Genomic DNA, 22,934 nt, shown 5'->3' on the forward strand with positions numbered 1-22,934 from the left:
CAGTTACACGGAAACGGGCTCCTGTTTCCGTGTAGGCCGAAGCTCTACGCGCCGAGGGCTCGCCTCGGCGCGATCGAGAAACAGGCCGAGTGCAGCAAAGAAGATTTCGAGAAAACCTTCAATGGATCCATCATGACGATCAGCCTTGCGGCCGAGGCGATCAGCCAGCATCCGGTAAAGGGAACGCCGCTGCGGCGTGATATGCGGCAGGGCCAGACCCACGCCCTGGCGCAGGCAATACCAGTCGGTGATGAGCTCGATCATTGGCATATCCGCCTGTTCGGAGGCAATGGTCTTCTCTCCGAGCAGGCCGGCGACATCCCGCACCGTCTTACCAGCCATCGCCGCAACGATTTCCGCCGTCCATTCCCGGGGGAAATAGCGATGCGTGATCAGCGCCCGCTGATGGTCCCGCAGAAAGCTGCCGTAATCACCCGCCACAAAGGCCGCGTCCTGCGCTTCGCCGGCAAACGCCATTTCCTGCGCATACCCCCGGCAGATACGGCCATTCACCGGCAGATGGGCCATCTCCACCGTTTCCACGGCGATTTCCTGACGCGACGGGTGGACAACCTTGAAGGCCGGCGGGAAAGCAACCAGCGACGGGACGGCGATATTGGTCAGTGACCTCTCCCCTTCCCCGCGCCGCGTCACCCCCTCCACATGCAGGTGCCCGCTGAAATGCACGGCAAGCCCGGCTTTTATCAGCGCACCCTCCACCGCCTTATGCGGCATACGCCGCACGGCGGTCGTTTCGCCGAACAGGGCGCTTTCCACGCTGATCGCACCATCGAAGGGATCGAGTGCTGGATAGTGGGAAAAGCCGAGCAAAGTCTTGCCGAGCGCCTCTGCCCTGGCGCGCACATCTGCGATCCAGTCGAGAATGAACGGTTTGCAGCGCAGAAGCGCATTCCAGCCACCGGCGGTGCTGTCGATGAAGGCTGCCTCCTCGCCTCGTTCAAAGCTGCCGTCGCGTGGTTCGAAAATATTCGCGTCGATCATCATCAGCCAGAGACCCGGCTCAGGCTCGACCAGATAGGAGGCATCCATCAACGTGTAGACGTTGCGGCCGTCGGGTGAGCACACCTTGTAGAGCCGGTCCTGCGGCGCATCGGAGAGGCCGAAGGGTGTTTCCCAATGCAGGTAATCCGGCTGGCGGAAATAGCCAAAGGCCGCCATGGGGCCAAGACCTTCCGGATAACCGTCGCAATACATGCGCTCGCTGATAACGACCCGTTCCCCTGCCCGCTTCGCATCGCTAGAGACGGAGAGGCGTTCACCGTCCTCCACCAGGAACTCCTTGGTTTGATGCCGGCCGCACGGCCCGAAAATATCGTGGTTTCCGGGCAGCGCATAAAAGGCGGTGCCATGCGCATCGCGATGACGCTCAAGAATGCCCTTCAGCGTTTGTGTCGTCTCCCGCTGCCCGTCATCGGTATAATCGCCGAGTAGCACAACATGGCGAATGCCGCGCTGCCGCACCTCTTCCAGCGCCGCATGCAGTGCATCGGCGCTCTCATTAAAAACCCGGGTAGAGTCGCGCGTTTCCGACCAGCTGCGCATGGTGATGCGCTGGCCATCGATCTCGATACCGGGAAATCCGAAATCCGCGGCCGTGTCATGAAAATGTGCGTCAGCAATGACGGCAACGGAAGGGAGCAAAGGTGTCAGCATCATAAAACGGTCTTTCTGCCTGGGCAGTTCAAGATAATTGTCGGAACGGCGCGTTTATGTTTTCAAGTTTGCCTAACCTAACCACATTGTCATCCAGTTTCTGCCGGAACAGCATCTAACGGCGAAAATGGCGGCATGTTGCGAAGATACGCAGCTGCATCTTGCGGTTGATGCAGTTGTCTCCCGGTTAACCCTGTGTATTTCCAATGATGTAACTGGGCTTATGCTACCGATGTCGTCCTGTATTTGATGAGTCATAAATGAAAATACTGATCGCCATACAAAAACTGCTCGACTTCATGTCCGTCCGGTCTGACAATCCCGACCTTCTGAAAGCGCAGTACAGAGCCTTCACCCGGCAGATGCCGATGATGTATTTCATTTTGCTCTCAAGCACATGGGCGCTTGCCATTACGCATATGCAATTGGCACCATTTTGGCTCACCGTTGGGGTTCCCGCCGTTTTTACCATCGGCTGCACACTTCGGGTCGCATTCTGGTGGAGGACGCGCGGCATCGATCCCCGGCCGGAGGTGGCACTCGCCGCCCTTCGCCGCACGAACCGCCTGGCCGCCGGCATCGCCCTGGCCTTCACGCTCTGGTCTTTTTTGCTGGTGCCGCATGGAGATGCCTATACACGATCCCATGTCGCCTTCTACATGGCGATCACCGTCATTTCCTGCATCTTCTGCCTGATGTATGTACGGTCCGCCGCCTTCATGGTGACGGTCATCGTCAATGGCGCGTTCATCGCCTTTTTTGTGGCGTCACGGCAGCCGACATTCATTGCCATCGCCATCAATGTTCTGCTGGTTTGTGCCGGCATGATGTCCATCCTCCTGACCAATTATCGCAATTTCGAGCGCATGGTCATTTCGCAGCAGCGCACGGAGGCGCTCAGCAATGAAAACCTGCTGCTTGCCAATATAGACAGCCTGACGGGACTGCCGAACCGCCGCGCCTTTTTCGCACATCTTGAGGTCGAGCTCGCGAATGCCAGAGAAAAGGGAACCCGGCTGGCCCTGGGGGTCATCGATCTCGACGGTTTCAAGCCGGTCAACGATCTCTACGGGCATTCGGTGGGAGACCGGCTGCTGATCAATGTCAGCAAGCGCCTCACCGCCAATCTCAAAGCCAGCAAGGCTTTTCGACTGGGCGGCGACGAATTCGCCATCGTCGCCCCGATCATACCTGATGATGTGCAACTCGTCGCAAACGCCAATGCGATTTCCGAAGAGTTGAGGGCGCCTTACCATATGCCGGAAGGAACGGTGCATGTTTCCGCATCCATGGGAATAGCAGTCTTTCCCCACCTTGCCTCCACGCTGGAGCAGCTTTTCGACAGGGCAGACTATGCCCTCTACCACGCCAAGAAAACCCGGCGTGGCGATGCCGTTCTGTTCGATGCGGAACACGAAAAGCAGATCAATATCGAAGCCCGCATTGAGCATCTGCTCAAGCAGAGCGATCTGAAAAACGAACTTTCGGTGATGTTTCAGCCGATCGTGGATATACGCGACGGAAAAACGGCCGGGTTTGAAGCGCTGGCGCGCTGGCACAGCCCGGTTCTCGGGCATGTGCCGCCCGCACAATTCTTCGCCATCGCGGAACGGGCCGGCATCGTCGGTTCGCTGACGCGGCCGCTTCTGAAGATGGCGCTGGCCTCGGCATCGACATGGGACCCTTCCCTGCGCCTCTCGTTCAACCTTTCGGCCCAGGACCTCAACTGTCATGAAGGCGTGCTGTCCCTGATCGGCATCATCGAAAACAGCTGTTTCGACACCCGCCGTCTCGATCTAGAAATCACCGAGACAGCTTTCGCCCATGATTTCGAGCAGGTGAGACAATCCGTCGACATGCTGCGCCGTCTCGGCTGCGGCATTTCACTTGACGATTTCGGCACCGGTTATTCCAGCCTCACCCGGCTGCACGCCTTGCCGCTGACCAAGATCAAGATCGACCGCAGCTTCGTCACCGATCTGCACGAAAAACCAGCCAGCTACAAAATCGTGAAATCGCTTCTTGCCCTCAGCCGGGACATGGAGCTGGAATGCGTGGTTGAGGGGGTGGAAACATCTGCAGAACTCGCCATACTCGAAGGTCTCGGCGCCACGCTGGTGCAGGGCTATATTTATGCGCCGCCGCTGAGGGCGCGGGATGTGGCGGCGTTTCTTTCGGGGCAGACGCGCGCAGGCCGCGCGTCCATGGGCAAAGTCTAAAGACAGGTTCGGTTAGTCGAACAGGCGAAGCCGTTTCAATGGATGTTACACGGGTGGCTGTAACCGCTAGCTCGTCACACAAGGGCATATCTGTATGTGACAACTTCACACTCTAGCGCTCGAGCCTGTAAAAGAAAAACTACTCAAATGAAATCCAGGGAACGCCCTGAACCAGTGAGCCACCGTGCGCACAAGTGTCCCCCTGGCGCGCCACCGCCTTACCATCAATCTTTGCAACGGCGGACCCCCCAGTAATTCGATCCGATGTCGTCGGCACACCAGTACAAAGTAAGCTGTCTCCGACTGTGGCAATTGGCACGCCCTCGACTGTAACGAAACTTTGTTGTGTCGAAACAACCGGTCCGCCGACATGCGGCTTAGGCCCTGGATCAATCATGGGGCAGACGTGCATATGGCCTTTAAGAGTAACTGCGCGACCAACCATCGTGGACCTCATTTTCGCGGAAATATTGATACTTGCGTGAGCCCGAGATTCTGGCTGCCTACATGGATTGAGTATCAAGCTCTCTCAAGGAGTTTCTGTCGCATAAGAACACAATCCCGCTTTTCTGACGAAATTTGCGGATGCACTCTGTGACGCGGCAGTATTTTCTCGACGTGAAAATCGACCTTTTCAAGCAGACGTATCAATGGCGAAACCTTCGCGTCAATCAGCGTCCAGGCTTTTGTCAGCCCAAGCTCGGGAATCAGCACACGCATGATCTCTTCCGATAGCCCTTGACCTGAAAATTCATGGATCAAAGCGCCACCAAGCTCTTCGTCTGGCCCAATGTTCACAAACCCGATAGGCTCATCCAGCAGCTCCTTCCGTACGACGACGTAAGTTTTCAGGCCCTTTTCCCAGCCCTCGTCCCACTCAACGATTATGTGCTTAACGTCAGTCAGTGTGCCGGTAAACGGCACCGGGCTGTAACGGAAGAGATCTGGATCCGTAAGCATAGCGTATAATCTGCCAGCGTCGCTCAACACCGGTCGCCGGAGCACGAGCCTAGCGGTCATGATTTTGTCCGGCGCTTGCTGCCGGGCCAACTGTTCAGACATGCCTTACTACTCCAAAACAGAGTGGACGATAAATCGCTCCATCTCCTCCTCTGGGAGATATGGCTTTTCGCGCAGCGTTACAGTTCGGCCCTGAAAACGCTCATCGGCGCTGCTAAGTGTTTGCACACCTGCAGCTTTGTCTGCGACGCAGAAACCGTCCGTCGAAATGGCGAGTTCATCAAATGCTGCTTCAGTGCTGGCATACCGACCTGGTTTGCCGTTCAGACGTTCCAGCAGCGCCAAAGCCTCAAGCGCGCTCAATGATAATAAGTCGACCCCATCCAGAAACAGTGGCCGCTGTCCGATTGCTGGCATGATCTCGACAAGTCGGTTAGCATCATACCTCAGAACGAGGCCAGGTTTGCCACGCGTTTCCGTGATACTATCTGGAGAAGGGCCGCTCTCTTCATATGCGGCTATGAATGCATGCTTCTCCTCTTCGCTCATTGCTCCACCAAATTTCTCCAACGTCTCGCGCAAAAGTCCATCAGAAGCCCGGTCGCTCCCTTGACCCATTATTGCGCCATAAGTTTCGGACCAGGCGTCGACCCCCTCTGGAGACATGCCAAATTCGAGCCTACCGAGTCCTTTGCGTGGAAAAATCTTCCAGTCATCCGCTGCGGTCATCATTTTCCCATTCCTATTTCATCAATCCGTTTCGTCGTAGGCACTCGGCATAGGCCGTGGCCTGCGCTATGGCCGCATCGTATTTTGTCGGGTTTCCCTGCAACGTCGCGACCCTACGGGCATCCAGGACATCAGCCATAAAGGCAGAATACGTCTGGCCGCGTGCAAGAAGCCCTCTCTGCAAAGCATAACTTGGTCCATGTACACGGCCACCATAAGAGGCCGTAAGGCGATGATCAACCGGATCCATTTGTATCGCTGGCCCCACAGGTCTGGGCAACGGTGATTTCGAATCCGCAGGCATATGGTGGCTGTCAAGTCCGTCACCCAGCGTCTCGGGTGTATCAGTCATGCAGCCGTGGGCTCCGCCTCGGTAGGTGCTGCCAGGCACTCCACAGGCGAGGTATGCGCAGGGATTCTGCGCGCAGCGAGCGCAGGTCACGGTTCGAGTTGCAGGCACTGCTTGATCCTGTGCCTGTGCTTCAGTTTGGGCGTTCGACATCGCGCCGCTAACGCCGTTAACGATGTCGTCGCCGTAGACGATTGCCCCCGTGGTAACGACAGCGCCTCCAAGTAACCACGCCGCAGTACCCGCAGAAATGGTGGCCCCGCCAGCCGCAGCCGTTCCACCACCGGCGAGCGCAAGTCCGCCTCCTACTGCCAGTAAGGGAGGCATCAGCCAGCCCTCCTGTGAACGCGCACAACACTTTTCGTCTTACTGAAAAGCACAGCAAAATTCCCGTCAGGATCACTCGGACCAGACCGGATATACGTCCTAACCTCCGGCGCCTGGCCGCTTTTCTCACCAGAAATTAGCATCATGAACGCCCATAATTTTCGAGAGTACTCGAGCTTCAAGCCAAGTTCCTCCGCCTCAGCATCCTGTCGTCGCACAAGATCGCGTAATTCCACGTCACTCCTTGAGGAGGTGAAGTCCGGTGCGACCTTTCGTAGATAGGCCACGCGCGTGCTGACGACTGCTTCTCGACGCCGATCCTCAATTTCATCGATATTTCTCGTTGTGAAAGTCAGAGGACCCCTTGGCGCACGCGCTGTCCCATCCTTCCGGCTGGCCCGCATTATATTGTCGCCCCACTGATCGTCCGGTTGGAAGATGATGGCGTTTGCTGGTCCGAGCAGTCGAAGATACTGACCTTGGCTGAGTGTGGGTACGATCTGAGCCATGACGTTGGGATCGCTGTGGCGCAGAATGACCCGCTTCATTTGACCAAGCGATGCAACGGGCCGGTCCTCGGCGGGGCGTGGATCGGCCTCATAGCTTTTGCCCTGATCTACTTGCGCATCCCTCGGAAAGAGCACCATGTTGATTGTGCGCAAATGATGATAAAGTTTCTCTCCACCGGCTTCGCACTCCCAAAAAACACAAGCGTGTTTGCCATCGATCAAGTCGATCAGCCTATCCAATGAAGCTCGATCCACTGGCCTGGGGGTTGTTCCAGAATTTGCACGACGTCCGTGGTCAAGCCATACCAATTGCGGCGCGCACCGGTCCTGATCCTGGCTCCCTTTTGAAGACGCGCGGTAGAGAGATCGATGAAAAAACTCTCCGTCAGACAATGTTGTCGGAAGATCGGGAAATTGCGCGCCATCAAGGACTGCAAACACCGGCCTTTGCGACCGCAGGAGAATTTCTCGGAGTTTAGCTAGATCAGCCATCTTAACTACCCAACGAACGGCGTTGAACTTGCCGTCATGTTTCGCAAGCAAGACGGAGCTTCGCCAGGTCCGCCCTTTTTAAAGTTGATCTGGTTGCCTTCGATATCGATCTTCAGGGCAAAGAGCTTGATGCCGCTTTTAGTCAGGGAGATGTATCCGCCGGGTGTCGAAAGACGAATTTCGTCGTCGGCGAATATCTCCCAGACCTTCGCCTCGCCATGATATTTCTCTTCGGAGACGAGATTGTAGAGTTTGCCGACATTGACGGTGATCTTCTCGCCCACACGCGTGTATTGGCCCGTACCGACCTCGACGAATTGCTCTTTGCCGATGGTCAGGTTCTGCTGTTTTCCAACCTGTCGGACTTCCGTCTGGCCAATATTGGTGACTTTGCTGACCCCGACCTGCTCAGCCTTCGCCACTCCAACGGATGTGGATTGAAACGCACCGATGATCGTGTTCATGATGCCCGGCAACGGAAAGAGGCCCGAGGCATCGGAGCCGACACCCGTTCCAGAACCGGCAAGTGCCGTGCCCGCATCCGCCCGCGGGCTTGTGCCGGAAACAACCCCCTCGCGCGATGAAAGACCGCCCGCACCAAGAAAGCCGAGTGCGGATGAGGCAAGCGTGGTGGCGAAGGCGGCGACACCAGGACCACCGCCGCCGGCGATCTGGGCTGCCTGTGAAAGCAGGCCAGCCGTCTGTCCTGAAAGCGCCTGCACGCCTGCCATCGCCATCATCGCCATCGGTCCCGTTCCGCCGACGACAGTATTCACCGAACCACCGATCTCGTGTTTCTGGTTGCCGGAAACCTCGACGGCCCGATTGCCACCGACCGAGGCGACCTCGTGCCGGTCGATGCGTTTGGTCCGGTCGTTCAAGACCCGCGTCGTCTGGTCCTTCTGGGCATGGAAGAACTGGTTTTCCTTGCCGGCTTCATCTTCGAAGGTGATTTCGTTGAAACCGTCGCCCTTGTGACTGTTGGAACGCAGCACCATACGCGTCTTGTTGGCAGGCAGGTCGTAAGGCACGGAATTGGCGGGATTGTTGACCACGCCGATAACCAGCGGCTTGTCCGGGTCGCCATCGACAAAGGCAACCATCACCTCCATGCCGATGCGCGGGATTACCTGCGCACCCCATGTGCCGCCACCCCATGCCTGGCTGACACGCACCCAGCACGTATCCGTGCCATCCTTCTTCGCCTTGCGGTCCCAGGGGAACCACAGCTTGATGCGGCCATATTGATCCGGATGGATTTCCTCGCCTTCGGGGCCGGCGACGATTGCCACCTGTGTGCCCTCGATGCGCGGACGTTTGGTTGACCGGTGCGGCGTCAGCGGCACGCGGGCCGGAATTGCCTCGAAGTGATTGCGGTACTCCGGTTCGTTGCTGTTTGTCTCATAGGAGAGATCAACAATACTGTGGCTTGCCCTGATGATCACATGCTCCTCGTAGGCATGCTCGGGATGCGCAACCTCGAAAGGCGTGAAGCGACGGCCCGCTTCCAGAATACGCGTGGTCGACGAGCCGAACACCCGGTCATGATCGGCCTCAATTGCCTGGGTCCGCAGTTTCTGCGCCCGTTCCGCTTCTTCCACCGTTTTGATGCGGGCCGGATATTCATAAAGCTCGCGCTTCGTCGCATCCGGCATCTGCACCAGCGACGGCGTCATCGTGCCCGGCACCATGCCCGGCGTCTCGAAGTTCCAGTCCGCACCCGCCCGCTGGCCGGAGACATAGGAGAACCGCCGCGCCCAGTCATTGATGTGGTTACGGTCCGACGAGCCCTGCGCCAGACGCACCGTTCCCTCCCCCTGGGCAGCCGGAGACGGACCGAGCCAGCCGCTGGCGCTATCGGCCACATGCAGCTTGTGGCTGCCATCCTCGTGGCTGAACCAGTAGAACAGGCCGTCCTCTTCGAAACGGCGGGTGAGATAATCCAGATCGGTCTCGTTAAACTGCACGCTGTAGTGTTGAGCAGGCGGCGGTGAAATGATGCCTGACGTATCGGGTGCGGGAATGCCGTGTTCGGAAAACAGGGTCTCGACGATATCCACTGCCGTCTTGTCCATCCAGATACGGCAATCGGACCGGCGTGACAGCAGCCACATCTGCGGCCGGATGGTCAGCGCATAGGAGCGCATGCCGCGGGTAATCGGCGGCCCTTCATGCAATTCCGTCACCAGACCGTTGAAGGGGCGGCGGATGCCGCCGCCATCACCATCGCCCTGGCTTATCTCGATCGAGACATCGACCAGCCGCCCGATCAGCTCTTCCGGCTTGACCGCGTCCTTCTTGGCCCGCACCGTCAGGCGGATGTCGAAGAGCTGCGACACGCCCTCCTCGACGGACAGGCGTTCCGGCAGAAGCTGGTCCTCGCCCAAGGGCGAAGACACTTTCAGAACACGGCTCGCCTGAACGAAATCAGAAACCGAAGGCTGGTCGTTCATGGGACACTCCTAAATCAGGACCCGCGGCTGGCCTGCAGCGGCCAGAACCAGATCGTTTCCGAATTGTAGTAGCAGGCCGACGCGCATTGGGTGGCTTCCGACCCGCCGCGCACGAGATCGATATGACCGCCACCGGTGTAGCCGGGGATATTGTTGAAGGCCACGACACCGTTGCGCGCGCCGATACCGTTGCGGGCGGTGGCGGGCGTGTAAGGATCGGGCTCACCGAGATAGCTCGTCCGCTTCATCAGGGTGGCAAGGCGGCGCATGTTCACCTCGATGCCTTTTCCGGCATAGGGTCCCTTCTGGATGCGGTGCGAAGAGGGCACGATGTTGATGCCCGACTTCACGAAAGCGATGCTGACGCGGATGGCGCAGGTATTATGATAGTTCGGATTGCCGATGAAGCTCTCCCAGCCAATTTCCGTGAACAGATCACGCTGGCTGAGATAATTCGGATGCGACGGATCGCTGCTCGGATAATTGCTATAGAGAGTGTCAAAGTTAACGCGCATGGCTCGTCCCACTAGTTACTTTTCTGCTCACAGGGAAAGGAGACCTTGAGCGCCTCCCGCACGAGGGTTGCTGCCTGTTCATCCAGTTTTTCCGCAGGCATATCGCCGAGATATGTGTAGATTCGGTCGGTGAGTTCATGGGGCGCAACGGCACCCGCACCACACCAGTCCGATCCGCTTGTCAGATCGGCCACACCGGCGATGTAGGCGCTCGATTTTGCGACGGAAACCAGCCGCCGCATTTCCGGATCAGACACATCAGGAGCGAACTTCCCCTCAATGGCCTGCTTGAGTTCGGCACCGGAGAATATCCATGTCCGCTCCGCCGCACCGGCCGGTGAAAGACCGGACAGGGCCAGAACAAATGGCACCGAGACAAAAACCGCATATAGGGAGCGCATGAAAAACCCGCCTCGTCCAACGTGGATGAGAAACATCACGACGTGAGCTGCAAACTGCAATGAAAACGTTCCGGTGCCGGCATGCCGGCACCGGGTCGCATGGCTATCAAGCAGCCTTGGTCGTCGCCAGATCGTAGGAAGCGATCATCGGAGACTGCGGCGAGTTGTTGTCGTCGAACGGCGTGTACTTCACTTCCATTTTCGTGAAGTTGAGCTTGATGGTCTCCACCGGACGATCCCCGCTGGAATCCACCGAGTAGCTGGCGATAAGGGTGTTCGTCAGCAGGTATTCGATATAGGTGTTGCCCGGATTGCCGGTCGTCACCAGATGAATCGTTGCAAGCTTGCCAGTGCGGCCAGCACAGGCCTCCTGGAAAAGCTTTGTGGAAGACGAGTCGCTAACCTTTGTCAGAATGACTTCCGAAATGGTCGGTTCGGACGCTTCGCGGTTTGCAGCAGAACCAGCCGACGTGTTCATGTTGCGGGCCACGTTCCAGTGAATGGCTTCAATATCCATCCACTTGCGATGTTCTTCATGGGTGGCGTCGCCCTGGATACCGTCAATCTGCAGATAAATTGGCATGCTCTAAGCTCCTGTAGCTGAAATGACCTCTTGCTCCGAGGCCGAGTTACCCTTCGTTTAATGCCGCATGCGTCGGGTAGCCCCATCCGACGCGGCAACTTTATCCACCCCAACCTCTTCGGTTACGGCGAATTCATCTGCTTCCCCAGCCGCTTCGGCACGAATGCCGAACCCGTTTTCACCAAAATCGACAACGATCTTCCCAACGCGTTCTCCCGCGATGACCTTCTCGAGGAAAAAGCTGGAAAGAGGCGGCAGGAGATCCTTGCCGATCATGATTTCGATGGCGCGTGCGCCGATTTCACTTGCACCGGCGCGCGCCACCAAGGCATCGCGCGCCGCATCGGACAATCTCAGGTCGGTGCCATATGTTGCGAGCACACGGTCCCTGATCTTGCCAATCTGCATGTCCACGATCCTTGCAAGCTCCTCCGCGCCAAGCGGCATGAAGGGCAGGATGATCGTGCGCCCGAGGAATGCGGGCTTGAACTGTTTGGTAAGCTCCGGCATCAGAAGCGCTTCCAGCGCCTCACCTTCCGGCATCGTGTCGGGATCGGCGGAAAGCGCCGACAGCAATTCCGAACCGGTATTGGCCGTCATGAAGATCGTGGTGTTCTTGAAATCGACGTCGCGGCCTTCGCCATCGCGAAGCACGCCCTTGTCGAACACCTGATAAAAAATATCCTGGACGCCGGGGTGAGCCTTGTCGATTTCATCGAGAAGCAGAACGCCGAACGGCCGGCGGCGCACCGCTTCCGTCAGCACCCCACCTTCGCCGAAACCGACATAGCCAGGCGGTGAGCCGAGAAGCAGGGAAACCTTATGCTCCTCCTTGAACTCCGACATGTTGATCGTCGTCAGATGGCTGTTGCCGCCATAGAGAAGATCGGCCAGCGACAGCGCCGTTTCGGTCTTGCCCGTTCCGGACATGCCGACAAGGAAAAACACCGCCGGCGGACGGCGCGGATCGGACAATCCGGCCCTAGCGGTGCGCATGGCATCGGCAATCCGGGTAATCGCGGCATCCTGCCCCACCACCCGCTGCCGCATGCGTACATCCAGCGTGCGGACGCTTTCGATCTGGTCCGCCAGAAGTTTACCGAGCGGAATCCCGGTCCACCGCGAAACGACGGCGGCGATCGCTTCACGATCGACCACTGTCGGCACAAGTCTTTCGGCATTTGCGGGCCGCATCTCCGCAGCAGGCCGCAGGTGCGAAACATTCGACGCGCCGGTTTCGGCCGGCTGCTCTTCACTGAGCGCCGCCAGTTCAGCCATTTCCGCGTCATAACGGCCGCGCAGATCATCGATCCCGCCCTCGAGCCTTTCAAGCTCGTCGCGTATCGACTGGATGCGGTTTTGCATGTCCTCATCCTGCGGTTCACGCAGAAGCCAGTTCAGTTCGTCAGACAGAAGGTGTCGCTCGCTTTCCATGGCACGTAACCGCTCTGGCAACGTCTGCCGCGCCAGCGAAACGGCCGCGGCGGCGGTATCGAGCAGGCTGACCGCCTTGTCCGGCAATTGCCGAGCCGGCATGTAGCGCGCGGATAATTGCACGGCAGCCACGATCGCCTCATCACGAACGGTAACGTTGTGATGGCTGACGAAAGTATCCGCCACACCGCGCAACATCCGTATCGCGGTCGCCTCGTCCGGCTCGCGCACATGCACTGGCTGGAAACGACGCGTCAGCGCCGCATCCTTCTCGAAATATTTCTTGTATTCGCTCCACGTCGTTGCCGCGACGGTCCGCACCTCGCCTCGTGCGAGTGCGGGCTTAAGAATATTCGCCGCATCACCCTGGCCCGCCGCACCACCCGCGCCAACAAGGCCATGGGCCTCATCGATGAACAGGATGACCGGTTCGGCCGAACGCTTGACCGCATCGATCACACCGTGCAGGCGCCGCTCGAACTCACCTTTCACGCCGGCACCGGCCTGCAGCAGCGAAATATCGAGGTTCAGCAGGCGGACATTGCGCAGTTTCTCCGGAACGTTGCCGGAGGCGATTTCCAACGCCAGCGCTTCGGCGACCGCGGTCTTGCCCACGCCGGCCTCGCCCACCAGAATAGGATTGTTCTGTCGGCGGCGGGTCAGAATATCAACGAGCTGGCGCAACTCATCATCGCGGCCGATAACAGGATCAACCTTGCCGTTGCGGGCATCGGCGGTCATGTCGTGGGTGTAAAGGCGCAAGAAATCATTCTGGCCGGCGGCCTGTGCCGAGCTTGCCTCTCCTGAACTTGTCAGCGTTGAAGAAGCATCCACGCCTGCGCCGTTCTCGACCGAGCTGCGAAGACGCTCAAGCGCCCCGCGATCCATCGCCTTGAGAGACGGAAATGCCGAGCGGACAAAGGAGCGAAGTGAGGTTTCCTCATCCATCGCCAACAGGAGATCGCAAAGCGTCACGCGGTCACGGCCAGCCTCCAGCGACGCAAGAATCCATGCCTCCCGGGCCGCCGTGAGGATGTTCTGGGAGAGCGACAAGGCCTCCCCGTCGCCGATAATGGCCTCTTCCAGACTGCGGCCGATTTCAGCCTTCAATACCGGAAGTGGAATTTTTAATTCGTCGAATGTTTCCGCATAGATACCGGCATCTACAACCGCCAGCAGCCAATGCGGGATATCCACGTACCTGTGCCCCATACGCACCGCAACGGAAGCCGCAGCTTCGAGGGTAACGCGCAGGTCTGGCTCAAGCGCTCCAACGAGGCGATTGAGATCGATATGCGACATGCAATGAGCCTCCTGCCCGGGTTCATTCCACAACGTGACGTGGAATAACTATGATGATGAAACCGGGTTGTCCACCCCGAAGTTTATTTTTTATCAGATTAGATTAGGGAGTAGACGCCACAATTTAGACACATTTTGAATAAGTCTGTCTGATTAATAGCCTCACGTAAGGGAAGTAACTACAAAAAATCCATTACTATTTTCTGGGGATAGACTACTCTTGGATACACAGCATGTTAAAAGAGATATAGAGTTTTTGGGGAATTGCGGAGATAATATCCGCAACGATTCAAGAACGCGTGAAATATACTATAGAATTAAGGACGAAAGAAACCAGGCACGCGCAGAAGAGCGGGCCGCCTCCCCTCAGGATAACCTGAAGATCTCCAGTAGCTGGGACAGTGTCAGCAATCTTGGATTGCAGATTATATATTCCGAAAGCAAGGATGTTGAAATATTGGCATGGCTTGCGGAAGCAAGCCTGCGACTTCGCGGCTTCCATGGACTGCGCGAAATCTACGAGCTTTGTGGTGATCTTTTTTACAACCACTGGGACTCATTGCGCTCGATCAGCGACGATAATGACGAAGAAAAATTTGCACCTTTTGCGGGATTGAATGGCATTGGCAGCGAGGGAACACTTGTTCAGCCACTCAGGCTGGCATCGCTGATCCCCGGAGGCAAATTCGGAGAACACAGTCTCTGGGATTTCCAGCTGGCGCAGCGGCCGAACGAGAGCAAACGCCGCGAAGAACTGTACCGGATAGCCTCCGAGGCCGGTGTTGCCGCCATGTCTTCCCATCTGGCAGCGGTGAATACCTGTCTCTCCTCGTTTGACGCCATTACCGCCGTTCTTTCCGAACGTTGCGGCCAGGCCGCCCCCCCGAGCTCCAATATCCGCAACACGCTTATCGAAGCGGCCGCGGCAATTCGCACGCTGGGTGGGCGCGACCAGGAACCGGCACCGGTCGAACAGACGCCGGCCATTGCTGCGGGCACCGATGAAAGCGGGCAGTCGGCCGCGCGGACATCCCCGGCATCCCCGGAAGGCATATCTTCGCGCGATGAGGCGTTTGAAACTCTTCTTTCGGTTGCGCGTTACTTTCGCCGAACCGAACCGCATTCACCGATCTCGCTCTCCATCGAAACGCTGGTTCGCAGGGGGCGCATGGATTTCTCGGAACTGCTGGCCGAGCTTCTGCCGGAAACGCAGGCCCGAAACGCCGTTCTGACGGCCGCCGGCATCAAACCCGGCGGAGACAATAACGGGAAATAAGCAACTCGGGACGAGACGCCGTCCCGCAACAGTCATCTATGCCAAGGGGCATCAAGGAGGTTGAAATGGCAAGTGTACATGAAAAGCTGGAGCGGGTTCGCAAACCACGCGTTCACATTAAATACGAAGTCGAAACCGAAGGCGCGATGGTGGTCAAGGAACTGCCTTTCGTAGTCGGCGTGCTCGGTGATTTCTCCGGCAATCCCACCCAGCCGCTCAAGCCGTTCGGTGAACGCAAATTCGTTCAGATCGACCGCGACAATTTCGACGAAGTCATGCGCCGCATGACGCCGGGCCTCAACATTTCCGTTGCCAACACGCTGCAGAAAGACGGCACGGACATGCAGGTCAACCTGAAGTTCGAAAGCATGGACGATTTCGAACCCGGCGCCGTTGTGCAGCAGGTTCCGGCGCTCAAGGCGCTTCTGGATGCCCGCAACGAGCTGCGCGATCTGCTTTCAAAGGCCGACCGTTCGGAAGATCTGGAACGGATGCTGGAAGATATTCTGCAGAACAAGACCGACCTCGCAACGCTGGTTTCCGAACTGAAGGAAAAGAACGGCGCGAGCGAATAATCGCCTGTGCGGAGGAAAACCTCCCCGAACGGCCCTGCGGGGCTTCAACTGTTCAAGCGGCATTTTCAAAGCCGCATGTGGAAGGACTGAAACATGAGCGCTGAAAGCCTGCTGAAAAGCGAAGCACAGGCAACGACCGCCGAAAATCAGGGACTGCTGTCCAAGGTGGTTTCCGCAACCCGCCAGACCGAACCGGATCGCGCGCAGAACCTCTTGCGCACGCTGACCGATCAGGCCCTGAAGGGAACGGTCAAATATGACCGCAACCTCACGGTCACCCTCAATCACGCGATCGCCGAGCTGGACCGGACGATTTCCGAGCAGCTCGCTGCCATCATGCAGGCGCCGGAATTCGCCAAGCTGGAAGGCACCTGGCGCGGGCTCAACTATCTCGTCAAAAATTCCGAGACGAGCGTGAACCTCAAGATCCGTGTCATGAACGCCGGCAAGCGTGAACTGGCGCGCGATCTGGAAAAAGCCGTCGAATTCGATCAGTCCCGCCTCTTCAAGGCGATCTACGAAGACGAATTCGGCACGCCTGGCGGCGAACCGCTCGGCGCCATCATCGGTGATTACGAATTCGGCAATTCCTTCGATGACGTACAGCTGCTGCAGGGCGTCTCATCGATCGCGGCGGCGGCTTTCGCGCCGTTCATCTCGGCCGCCAGCCCGCACATGTTCGGTTTCGAGGACTATCGCGACCTCGCCCGTCCGCGTGATCTGGAGAAAATTTTCGATACGGTGGAATATGCCAAGTGGCGCAGCTTCCGCGAAAGCGACGATTCCCGTTTCGTTACGCTCGCCTTGCCGCGTGTGCTGGCCCGCATGCCCTATGGTCCAAAGACCAACCCCGTCGATGATTTCGCCTATGACGAAACCAGGGGCGCGGTGAATGGCGATCTGCAGCATGACGAATATTGCTGGATGAACGCCGCCTACGTCATGGGCACCAAGCTAACCGAGGCTTTTGCAAAGAGCGGCTGGTGCACGGCGATCCGCGGTGCGGAAAATGGCGGCCGGGTGGAAAACCTGCCCATGCACGTCTTCTCCAGCGATGACGGCGATCTGGACCTGAAATGCCCGACCGAAGTGGGCATCACCGACCGCCGCGATGCGGAACTCGGCAAGCTCGGCTTCCTGCCGCTCTGCCACTACAAGAACACGGATTATGCGGTGTTCTTCGGTGCCCAGACCGCACACAAACCGAAGCTTTACGACAAGCCGGAAGCTACGGCCAACGCCGCCGTTTCCGCCCGCCTGCCCTATATCATGGCGACCTCGCGCTTCGCGCATTATCTCAAGGTGATGGGCCGCGACAAGATCGGCTCCTTCATGGAAGCGTCCGACTGCGAAGTCTGGCTCAACCGCTGGATCGCCAACTACGTCAACGCCAATGACGAAGCGGGCGAAGAAAGCCGGGCGAAGTATCCACTGCGCGATGCCAAGGTGACCGTGCAGGAAGTGCCCGGCAAACCCGGCGCCTACAACGCGGTCGCATGGATGCGGCCCTGGTTGCAGATGGAAGAACTGACGACCTCGCTGCGCATGGTCGCCCGTATTCCGTCCAAGAACTGAGCACGGACCGGGGTGATCAGCCACCCCGGCCCCGTTCATCACCGGAGCCCGCTCATGGCGCATCAGTCCTTTCCGGACGCCCGCATTTTCGCCGACCAGCTCATCGCCCTCATCGATGAGGCGCTGACCGGCCAGGTGAACGCCATTCTCCACCATCCCGATTTTCAGGCGATGGAGGGGAGATGGCGCGGGCTCGCCATGGTCGTGCGCGAAGCGGGCCGCAGCACCGACGTGAAGGTGAAACTGCTGAACGCCAGCTGGCGCGACCTTGCCCGGAACACGGAACGCGCCACCGACTTCGACCAGAGCCATCTTTTCGAAGTCGTCTATAACCGCGAATTCGGCATGCCCGGCGGCGAACCGGTGGGCTTGATGATCGGTGACTACGCCTTTTCTCCCGATGATCTTCAGGGTGCAGATTCCATCACCACGCTGTCGCAGATCGGCATGGTGGCCGCTGCGGCCTTCTGCCCCTTCGTGGCGGCAGCCGCACCTTCCGCCGTCGGCCTGCAGGATTTTTCCGAACTCAGCCGGGTTCATGACTTTTCCTCGCTGAAGCAGGAGAAATCTCGGCTTCGCTGGAATGCGCTTCGCGCCCGCGATGATTCTCGCTTCGTCGGCCTTGTCGCGCCGCGTGTTTTGCTGCGCTCTCCCTACAGGCCCTATGCGCGTGGACGCGATGACGGGTTTCCATTCCGCGAACATGTGGCGGAAAGCGGCGAGACACTGCTCTGGGGTAATGCCGCCTTCGCCTTTGCGACCGTGGTCGTGCGCAACTTCGTCGATTCCGGCTGGTTTGCGGATCTGCGCGGTGTGACGCAGGATGCGGTGGATGGCGGCATGCTCTCGCCCCGGCAATTGCCGCCGTTCGATCTCGGCATCGAGAGCAACGGTCTTTCCGCCCAGCCGCCCGTCGAGGTGCAACTGACGACGGGACAGGAACAGCAGTTTTCCGATCTCGGCATCGTGCCCGTCTCCACCACCTATCTTTCCGGCATGGCAATCTTCAACGCCAACCAGTCCCTGCATGCACCCGGCCATTATTCCACCGAAGCGGCGAGGCAGAACGCCCGCCTTGCCGCGATGCTGCAATATGTGCTGTGCGCCTCCCGGTTCTCGCATTATCTCAAGGTCATCATGCGTGATGACATCGGCCAGCTGAGCGATGCCACGACGATCGAGCGCAAGCTGGAAAGCTGGCTCTCTTCCTACACGCTCGGCAATGACGATGCGGAAGCGTCGTTGCGCACGCGCTATCCGCTGCGCTCTGCCGGGATCAATGTCTTCGAGGTTCCCGGCAAGCCGGGGACATTCTCCTGCACCGTGCGCCTCCAGCCGCATTTCCAGCTCGATGACGTCTCCACGAGCTTCCACCTCATTGCCGAAACCATGATGCCGCCCGCCGCCGCATCCCGGTCTTCGGCCGAGCCGCAAAGGATATCCGCATGACGCTGCGCGACGATATTTCCCGCCTCCTGGACGATAACCAGCTGCAAGACGCAATCGGGCTCGCGCGGGACCATGTGAAAGCAAAGCCGACCGACAAGGGTGGCCGCCATTTCTACATCGACCTGCTGGTCCTTGCCGGTGACTATGAAAAGGCCGATGCGCAATGCAATCTGGCCGCAACATTTTCGCCGCAGGACAGCGTTGGCTTTTCCCTCTTTCGCCACCAGCTGCGCGCCATGGCTGCACGCAATGCGTGGTTCGAAACCGGCGCGGTGCCGGATTTTCCCGGCGGTCCCTCCGAGCTCGATCAGCTGGCCATCCGGGCGAATATTGCCGCACGCAGCGGCGACGCGGGTACTGCCAGAACCGCACTGGCTGAACTCGACGAAAAACGCGGCAATGTGCCGATCGGCCACGATGGCAGGAGCGCCGGCGACATCCGCGATCTGGACGACCGGGTTCCGCATGCGCTGGAGGTCCTGACCAATGGCGGCCGCTACCTCTGGATCGATTACGGGCGCATCGAGAGTCTCAGCATCGACCCCATGAGCCGCCCGCGTGATCTGGCCTTTCGAGGCGCCGAACTGACTTTGCGTGACGGCGCGATCGCATCCGTGCTGCTTCCGGCGATCTATCATGGCGCGGGAGATGATGTCTGTCTCCTTCTCGGCCGGGAAACCCGCTGGAGTGAAGACGACCAGCCGCTGGCGACGGGCTTTGGACAGCGCTGCCTCCTGATTGGCGACGATGTGGTGCCGTTTCACGAGATTGGCGCGCTTTCCGCCCTGTCCGACGAAGAAAGGCAGATCGCCCGTGGTTGATCCGCTGGAGCAATATCGCGCACGGCAAAGGACGCTGTCGCGCTCCATTCTGGACCGGCTGCTCGATGACGCGCCGGACGCGGAAACGGATATGCTCGTCAGTCTGAAGGATCAGGCCAGCGAGATGCGCGAGGTGATCCGCCGCGATCTCGAGGCATTGCTCAATACCCGCCGCAACCCCGCCGGACCGCCAGCCGTATTGAAGGAATTGGCAGATGCGCTGGTGAGCTATGGCGTGGACGGCATTCTTTCGGCCAATCTGGTGACGGATGCCTCCAAGGCGCAGCTCGCACGCAGCATCGAGCGGCGGATTTCCCTGTTCGAAACCCGCCTTGCCGATGTGCATGTGACGATCCTGAAAAACCGCACGGATGGCGACCGGGCGCTTCGCATGCGCATACAGGCAAGCTTCCGTCTTCAGGAAGGCATGCCGCCGATCAGCTTTGAATCCCGCATCGATCCGTCCACGCAACGTTTCTTGGTGGAGGCGACGAATGGCTGACGGCTTCCTCGAAAAATACAATGACGAGCTTTTTGCGCTGCGAAAACGCGCTTCGCGCTTTGCGGCGGCGTTTCCGAAGATCGCTGGCAGGCTGCGCATGACTGGTGATGTCGCCGACGATCCGCATGTCGAGCGGCTGATCCAGAGCTTTGCCTATTCCGCCGCCCGCGTGCGCCAAAAGCTGGACGACGAATTTCCCGAATTGTCAGACAGCCTGCTGGAAACGCTCTATCCGCATTATCTTGCGCCGATCCCTTCGATGAGCGTCGTGCAATTCGCTCCGAGTCCGGCGCTGGCAACCGTACAGACGCTTGCCCGTCACAGCGAAATCCTCGCCGAACCCGTGGGCGGCGAAAGCTGCCGTTTCCGCACCACGCAGGAGGTGCAGATCGCGCCGCTGCAGATCGCGGCAGCGACGCTTGCCGGCCAGCCGATCGACGCGCCTTTTTCGGCATCCTTTGCCGGCACTGCCAGTTGCCTGCGGCTTTCGCTGCGCAGCACGGCGCCGCGCGGCGGCACATTCCCGGAAATGGGACTGACGAAACTCCAGGTCTTCCTGTCCGCCGCATGGCAGCAGGCAACGGCGCTTTACGAGCTTTTGACCAACCATTGCATCGGCATGGCGCTTGCCCGTCATTCCGAGGATAAGGAAGCCATCTTCCTGCCGGCCGGCAATCTCAGACCTTCCGGGTTCACCCGCGATCAGGCCATGTTGCCCTATCCGGCCAACAGCTTTGACGGATACCGGCTTCTCACCGAATTCTTCGCGCTGCCACAGAAGTTTCTCTTTCTCGATATTGACGGGCTGTACAGATGGAGCGGCGGTGATTGCGAGCTTTATATCTATCTGGATGCCGCCGATGCGCAGCTTGAGCGCATGGTGTCGGTCAAGGATTTCGTGCTGAACGCGTCTCCGGTCATCAACCTCTTCAAGCAAAGCTGCGAACCGCTCAGCCTGGATGGAGCCCGGACCGAATACCGCCTGCTGCCGGATGCACGCCGCCAGCGGACCCGCGAGATATACGCGGTCGAAGACGTCCAGCTGACCAGCCGTTCCGGGCAGAGCGAGAAAACCTCTCCCTTCTTCGGCCGCACCCAGCGCAACAATGGTGCGAATGTGTTCTGGCAGATCCAGCGCCGGTTCGACGATGATGGCTCCTCCGATACCGACATCGCCTTCGTGGATGAAAAGCGCGGACCGCTGGGGCCGCTCGACGTGGTAGCGAGCATCGACACGCTCTGCATCAACCGCGAGCTGCCGAGCCAGCTTCCGTTTGGTGGTGGGCATCCATTTCTGCAGCTTTCGACCGGCAATGAAGCGGTGAAATCGGTCCATGCGCTAATGCCGCCGACGGCGGCGATCCGCGTCAACGAACGCTCGGCGCGCGAGTGGCGGCTGATATCGCATCTTCTCCTCAACCATCTTTCCCTCACCGATAGCGGCGGCGCCCCGCTGAAGGATATTCTGTCGCTTTATTCCTTCAGGGACAGCCCGGAAACCCGGCAGCTCGTGGAGGCTATCAGCAAGGTCGAAGCGCAGAATTCCCACGCCCGCATCGGTGCCACGATGGTACCCGGCACCGACATCACCGTGGAGTTCGATCCCGCGCTGATCGCACGGCCTGCGGCATTTGTATTCGCCGGCGTCCTCAACCATTTCTTCGGGCTTTACACCTCGATCAACAGCTTCACGCGGCTGACGGCGACGATGCGTGGCCATTCCAAACCAATTGCCCGCTGGCCGGCCCGCGCCGCTGACCGGCCGTTGCTTTAGGAGACCGGGATGGACCAGCAAATCCCAACCATGAAAGACCGGCAGGCCGCGCTTCTCAGCGACGATCCCGGCCGTTTTGAACCCACCACCGCGTTTCGCGTCGCCCAATTCGTCGCGGCGGATGACGGGGTCGTCATCGGTGCTCATGGCGTCACACAGCCGACACCGCTCGCGGTCAGCGGTTTTAATCACAAGCGCGGCCATGTTGAACTGAAATCCGCTTTCGCCCCGATCGTCGGTCCGCTCGGCTCGTTGCCGCCGGCCTATGGCGAATTGCTGCAACGGGAAGAACGTAATCGGTCCGGGGCGCTCGCGAGCTTCTTCAATCTGTTCGCGGCAAGGTTCAGCGAGCTTTTCGTCGCCGCAACGGAGAAATATCGCCTCGCAAGGGGCCTGCGCTGGTCGGCCAGGGAACAGGACAACGGTTTCCGCAAAACCCTGCTGGCGCTGACGGGGTTCAGGACGACGGGACTGGCACAGAAGGCCGGCGTTGCCGAAGACACACTTCTGCGTTTCAGCGGGCTGTTGGCCAGCCGCAACCGCAATGTCAGCGCGCTCACCTCCATGCTGTGCGAGTTCACCGCGCTTCCGGTCACGGTCGAACAGTTTCGGCGGCGCTGGGTGGCTTTGCCGCTTCACGAACAAAGCCAGCTCGGACAGGCCTCCGGACTGAGGCTGGGGCAGAACACGACGGCAGGAAGCGCTGTCGAAGATAAGAGCGGCGGCTTCCGGGTGGTGATCGGCCCCGTCGGCTATGCCGACTATCTGGCCCTGACGCCCGGATCGAAGCGGCTTGCGGAAATATTCGCACTGACGCGCCTGTTCGTTGGAAGCGCGCTGCATTTCGATGTGCAGGTGATCCTGAAAAAAGAGGACATTCCCTTTTGCCGCCTCGGCCAGTCCGATGCGCCCGCCCGTCTCGGCTGGAACAGCTGGGCCCGCATGGCACCCGCAGAAAAAGACAGCGCCGATGCTGTTGTGACCGAGCGCGAAGGCTCGGCTATTTCCGTGTGAG

At 59.1% G+C, this 22,934-nt stretch carries 19 protein-coding genes; 9 read left to right on the top strand and 10 right to left on the bottom strand.

The annotated features are described in order from the left end of the window. Positions 1-3 precede the first annotated feature (3 nt). Positions 4-1,674 carry a metallophosphoesterase gene (locus GSF67_RS16990; protein ID WP_035216840.1) on the bottom strand — a complete coding sequence of 557 codons (1,671 nt, stop codon included), beginning with the start codon at positions 1,672-1,674 and terminating at the stop codon, positions 4-6. 260 nt (positions 1,675-1,934) lie between these two features. On the opposite strand from GSF67_RS16990, the gene GSF67_RS16995 reads away from it, so the two are divergent. Continuing rightward, positions 1,935-3,893: a bifunctional diguanylate cyclase/phosphodiesterase gene (locus GSF67_RS16995; protein WP_006316386.1), complete on the top strand. Its 1,959-nt coding sequence runs from the start codon at positions 1,935-1,937 to the stop codon at positions 3,891-3,893. A gap of 139 nt (positions 3,894-4,032) precedes the next feature. Here GSF67_RS16995 and GSF67_RS17000 read toward each other — a convergent pair whose 3' ends face one another. From GSF67_RS17000 to tssH, 9 genes are all read right to left on the bottom strand, one after another. Beyond that, on the bottom strand, positions 4,033-4,338 hold the full coding sequence (locus tag GSF67_RS17000) for a PAAR domain-containing protein (protein WP_035216835.1): 306 nt from the start codon (positions 4,336-4,338) through the stop codon (positions 4,033-4,035). A 74-nt stretch (positions 4,339-4,412) separates the two neighbouring features. Beyond that, positions 4,413-4,955, bottom strand: coding sequence for a GNAT family N-acetyltransferase (locus GSF67_RS17005; RefSeq protein WP_006316387.1), 543 nt, complete (start codon positions 4,953-4,955; stop codon positions 4,413-4,415). A gap of 6 nt (positions 4,956-4,961) precedes the next feature. Continuing rightward, the gene (locus GSF67_RS17010; RefSeq protein ID WP_202797956.1) at positions 4,962-5,585 is read right to left on the bottom strand and encodes a hypothetical protein; all 624 of its coding nucleotides are present in this window, start codon (positions 5,583-5,585) and stop codon (positions 4,962-4,964) included. A 672-nt stretch (positions 5,586-6,257) separates the two neighbouring features. Then, a complete protein-coding gene (locus GSF67_RS17015) occupies positions 6,258-7,259 on the bottom strand; it encodes a DUF4123 domain-containing protein (RefSeq protein WP_138921683.1) in 1,002 nt (333 codons plus the stop codon). A gap of 5 nt (positions 7,260-7,264) precedes the next feature. Next, positions 7,265-9,712 (bottom strand): type VI secretion system tip protein TssI/VgrG, encoded by a 2,448-nt coding sequence (tssI, locus tag GSF67_RS17020; RefSeq protein WP_176072049.1) that lies wholly within the window; start codon positions 9,710-9,712, stop codon positions 7,265-7,267. A 14-nt stretch (positions 9,713-9,726) separates the two neighbouring features. Then, positions 9,727-10,227, bottom strand: coding sequence for a type VI secretion system amidase effector protein Tae4 (locus GSF67_RS17025; protein ID WP_006315890.1), 501 nt, complete (start codon positions 10,225-10,227; stop codon positions 9,727-9,729). Between the two features lie 11 nt (positions 10,228-10,238). Further along, positions 10,239-10,628, bottom strand: coding sequence for a Rap1a/Tai family immunity protein (locus tag GSF67_RS17030; RefSeq protein ID WP_006315891.1), 390 nt, complete (start codon positions 10,626-10,628; stop codon positions 10,239-10,241). Positions 10,629-10,734: 106 nt separating this feature from the next. Next, positions 10,735-11,211, bottom strand: coding sequence for an Hcp family type VI secretion system effector (locus GSF67_RS17035; RefSeq protein ID WP_003504561.1), 477 nt, complete (start codon positions 11,209-11,211; stop codon positions 10,735-10,737). 57 nt (positions 11,212-11,268) lie between these two features. Next, positions 11,269-13,947: a type VI secretion system ATPase TssH gene (gene tssH / locus GSF67_RS17040; protein WP_006315892.1), complete on the bottom strand. Its 2,679-nt coding sequence runs from the start codon at positions 13,945-13,947 to the stop codon at positions 11,269-11,271. A gap of 220 nt (positions 13,948-14,167) precedes the next feature. Between tssH and tssA the strand changes: the two genes are divergently transcribed. The 8 genes from tssA (at position 14,168) to tssG (ending at position 22,933) form a co-directional block, all read left to right on the top strand. Further along, a complete protein-coding gene (gene tssA / locus GSF67_RS17045) occupies positions 14,168-15,223 on the top strand; it encodes a type VI secretion system protein TssA (RefSeq protein WP_010973762.1) in 1,056 nt (351 codons plus the stop codon). A 65-nt stretch (positions 15,224-15,288) separates the two neighbouring features. Next, positions 15,289-15,798 carry a type VI secretion system contractile sheath small subunit gene (gene tssB, locus GSF67_RS17050; RefSeq protein WP_010973761.1) on the top strand — a complete coding sequence of 170 codons (510 nt, stop codon included), beginning with the start codon at positions 15,289-15,291 and terminating at the stop codon, positions 15,796-15,798. Positions 15,799-15,891: 93 nt separating this feature from the next. Next, on the top strand, positions 15,892-17,373 hold the full coding sequence (tssC, locus tag GSF67_RS17055) for a type VI secretion system contractile sheath large subunit (RefSeq protein ID WP_006315895.1): 1,482 nt from the start codon (positions 15,892-15,894) through the stop codon (positions 17,371-17,373). A gap of 54 nt (positions 17,374-17,427) precedes the next feature. Next, positions 17,428-18,822, top strand: coding sequence for a type VI secretion system contractile sheath large subunit (tssC, locus tag GSF67_RS17060; RefSeq protein ID WP_006315896.1), 1,395 nt, complete (start codon positions 17,428-17,430; stop codon positions 18,820-18,822). Beyond that, on the top strand, positions 18,819-19,643 hold the full coding sequence (locus GSF67_RS17065; protein WP_006315897.1) for a type VI secretion system accessory protein TagJ: 825 nt from the start codon (positions 18,819-18,821) through the stop codon (positions 19,641-19,643). The genes tssC (GSF67_RS17060) and GSF67_RS17065 overlap by 4 nt, the downstream gene beginning before the upstream one ends. Beyond that, complete coding sequence (gene tssE / locus GSF67_RS17070) at positions 19,636-20,145, top strand: type VI secretion system baseplate subunit TssE (protein WP_006315898.1); 510 nt, start codon at positions 19,636-19,638, stop codon at positions 20,143-20,145. The genes GSF67_RS17065 and tssE overlap by 8 nt, the downstream gene beginning before the upstream one ends. Then, the gene (gene tssF / locus GSF67_RS17075) at positions 20,138-21,919 is read left to right on the top strand and encodes a type VI secretion system baseplate subunit TssF (RefSeq protein ID WP_006315899.1); all 1,782 of its coding nucleotides are present in this window, start codon (positions 20,138-20,140) and stop codon (positions 21,917-21,919) included. Before tssE ends, tssF begins: the two co-directional genes overlap by 8 nt. A gap of 9 nt (positions 21,920-21,928) precedes the next feature. Continuing rightward, positions 21,929-22,933 carry a type VI secretion system baseplate subunit TssG gene (gene tssG, locus GSF67_RS17080; protein ID WP_006315900.1) on the top strand — a complete coding sequence of 335 codons (1,005 nt, stop codon included), beginning with the start codon at positions 21,929-21,931 and terminating at the stop codon, positions 22,931-22,933. The last annotated feature ends 1 nt before the right edge of the window (position 22,934 follow it).

It is taken from the genome of Agrobacterium sp. CGMCC 11546, assembly GCF_013365515.1.
GTDB classification, from domain to species: domain Bacteria; phylum Pseudomonadota; class Alphaproteobacteria; order Rhizobiales; family Rhizobiaceae; genus Agrobacterium; species Agrobacterium fabrum.

What these genes read in the sequence shown, in the direction of transcription:
- GSF67_RS16990 (WP_035216840.1), bottom strand. Translation starts at nt 1,674, where the DNA reads ATGCTGACACCTTTGCTCCCTTCCGTTGCCGTCATTGCTGACGCACAT.
- GSF67_RS16995 (WP_006316386.1), top strand. Translation starts at nt 1,935, where the DNA reads ATGAAAATACTGATCGCCATACAAAAACTGCTCGACTTCATGTCCGTC.
- GSF67_RS17000 (WP_035216835.1), bottom strand. Translation starts at nt 4,338, where the DNA reads ATGGTTGGTCGCGCAGTTACTCTTAAAGGCCATATGCACGTCTGCCCC.
- GSF67_RS17005 (WP_006316387.1), bottom strand. Translation starts at nt 4,955, where the DNA reads ATGTCTGAACAGTTGGCCCGGCAGCAAGCGCCGGACAAAATCATGACC.
- GSF67_RS17010 (WP_202797956.1), bottom strand. Translation starts at nt 5,585, where the DNA reads ATGATGACCGCAGCGGATGACTGGAAGATTTTTCCACGCAAAGGACTC.
- GSF67_RS17015 (WP_138921683.1), bottom strand. Translation starts at nt 7,259, where the DNA reads ATGGCTGATCTAGCTAAACTCCGAGAAATTCTCCTGCGGTCGCAAAGG.
- tssI (WP_176072049.1), bottom strand. Translation starts at nt 9,712, where the DNA reads ATGAACGACCAGCCTTCGGTTTCTGATTTCGTTCAGGCGAGCCGTGTT.
- GSF67_RS17025 (WP_006315890.1), bottom strand. Translation starts at nt 10,227, where the DNA reads ATGCGCGTTAACTTTGACACTCTCTATAGCAATTATCCGAGCAGCGAT.
- GSF67_RS17030 (WP_006315891.1), bottom strand. Translation starts at nt 10,628, where the DNA reads ATGCGCTCCCTATATGCGGTTTTTGTCTCGGTGCCATTTGTTCTGGCC.
- GSF67_RS17035 (WP_003504561.1), bottom strand. Translation starts at nt 11,211, where the DNA reads ATGCCAATTTATCTGCAGATTGACGGTATCCAGGGCGACGCCACCCAT.
- tssH (WP_006315892.1), bottom strand. Translation starts at nt 13,947, where the DNA reads ATGTCGCATATCGATCTCAATCGCCTCGTTGGAGCGCTTGAGCCAGAC.
- tssB (WP_010973761.1), top strand. Translation starts at nt 15,289, where the DNA reads ATGGCAAGTGTACATGAAAAGCTGGAGCGGGTTCGCAAACCACGCGTT.
- tssC (WP_006315895.1), top strand. Translation starts at nt 15,892, where the DNA reads ATGAGCGCTGAAAGCCTGCTGAAAAGCGAAGCACAGGCAACGACCGCC.
- tssC (WP_006315896.1), top strand. Translation starts at nt 17,428, where the DNA reads ATGGCGCATCAGTCCTTTCCGGACGCCCGCATTTTCGCCGACCAGCTC.
- GSF67_RS17065 (WP_006315897.1), top strand. Translation starts at nt 18,819, where the DNA reads ATGACGCTGCGCGACGATATTTCCCGCCTCCTGGACGATAACCAGCTG.
- tssF (WP_006315899.1), top strand. Translation starts at nt 20,138, where the DNA reads ATGGCTGACGGCTTCCTCGAAAAATACAATGACGAGCTTTTTGCGCTG.
- tssG (WP_006315900.1), top strand. Translation starts at nt 21,929, where the DNA reads ATGGACCAGCAAATCCCAACCATGAAAGACCGGCAGGCCGCGCTTCTC.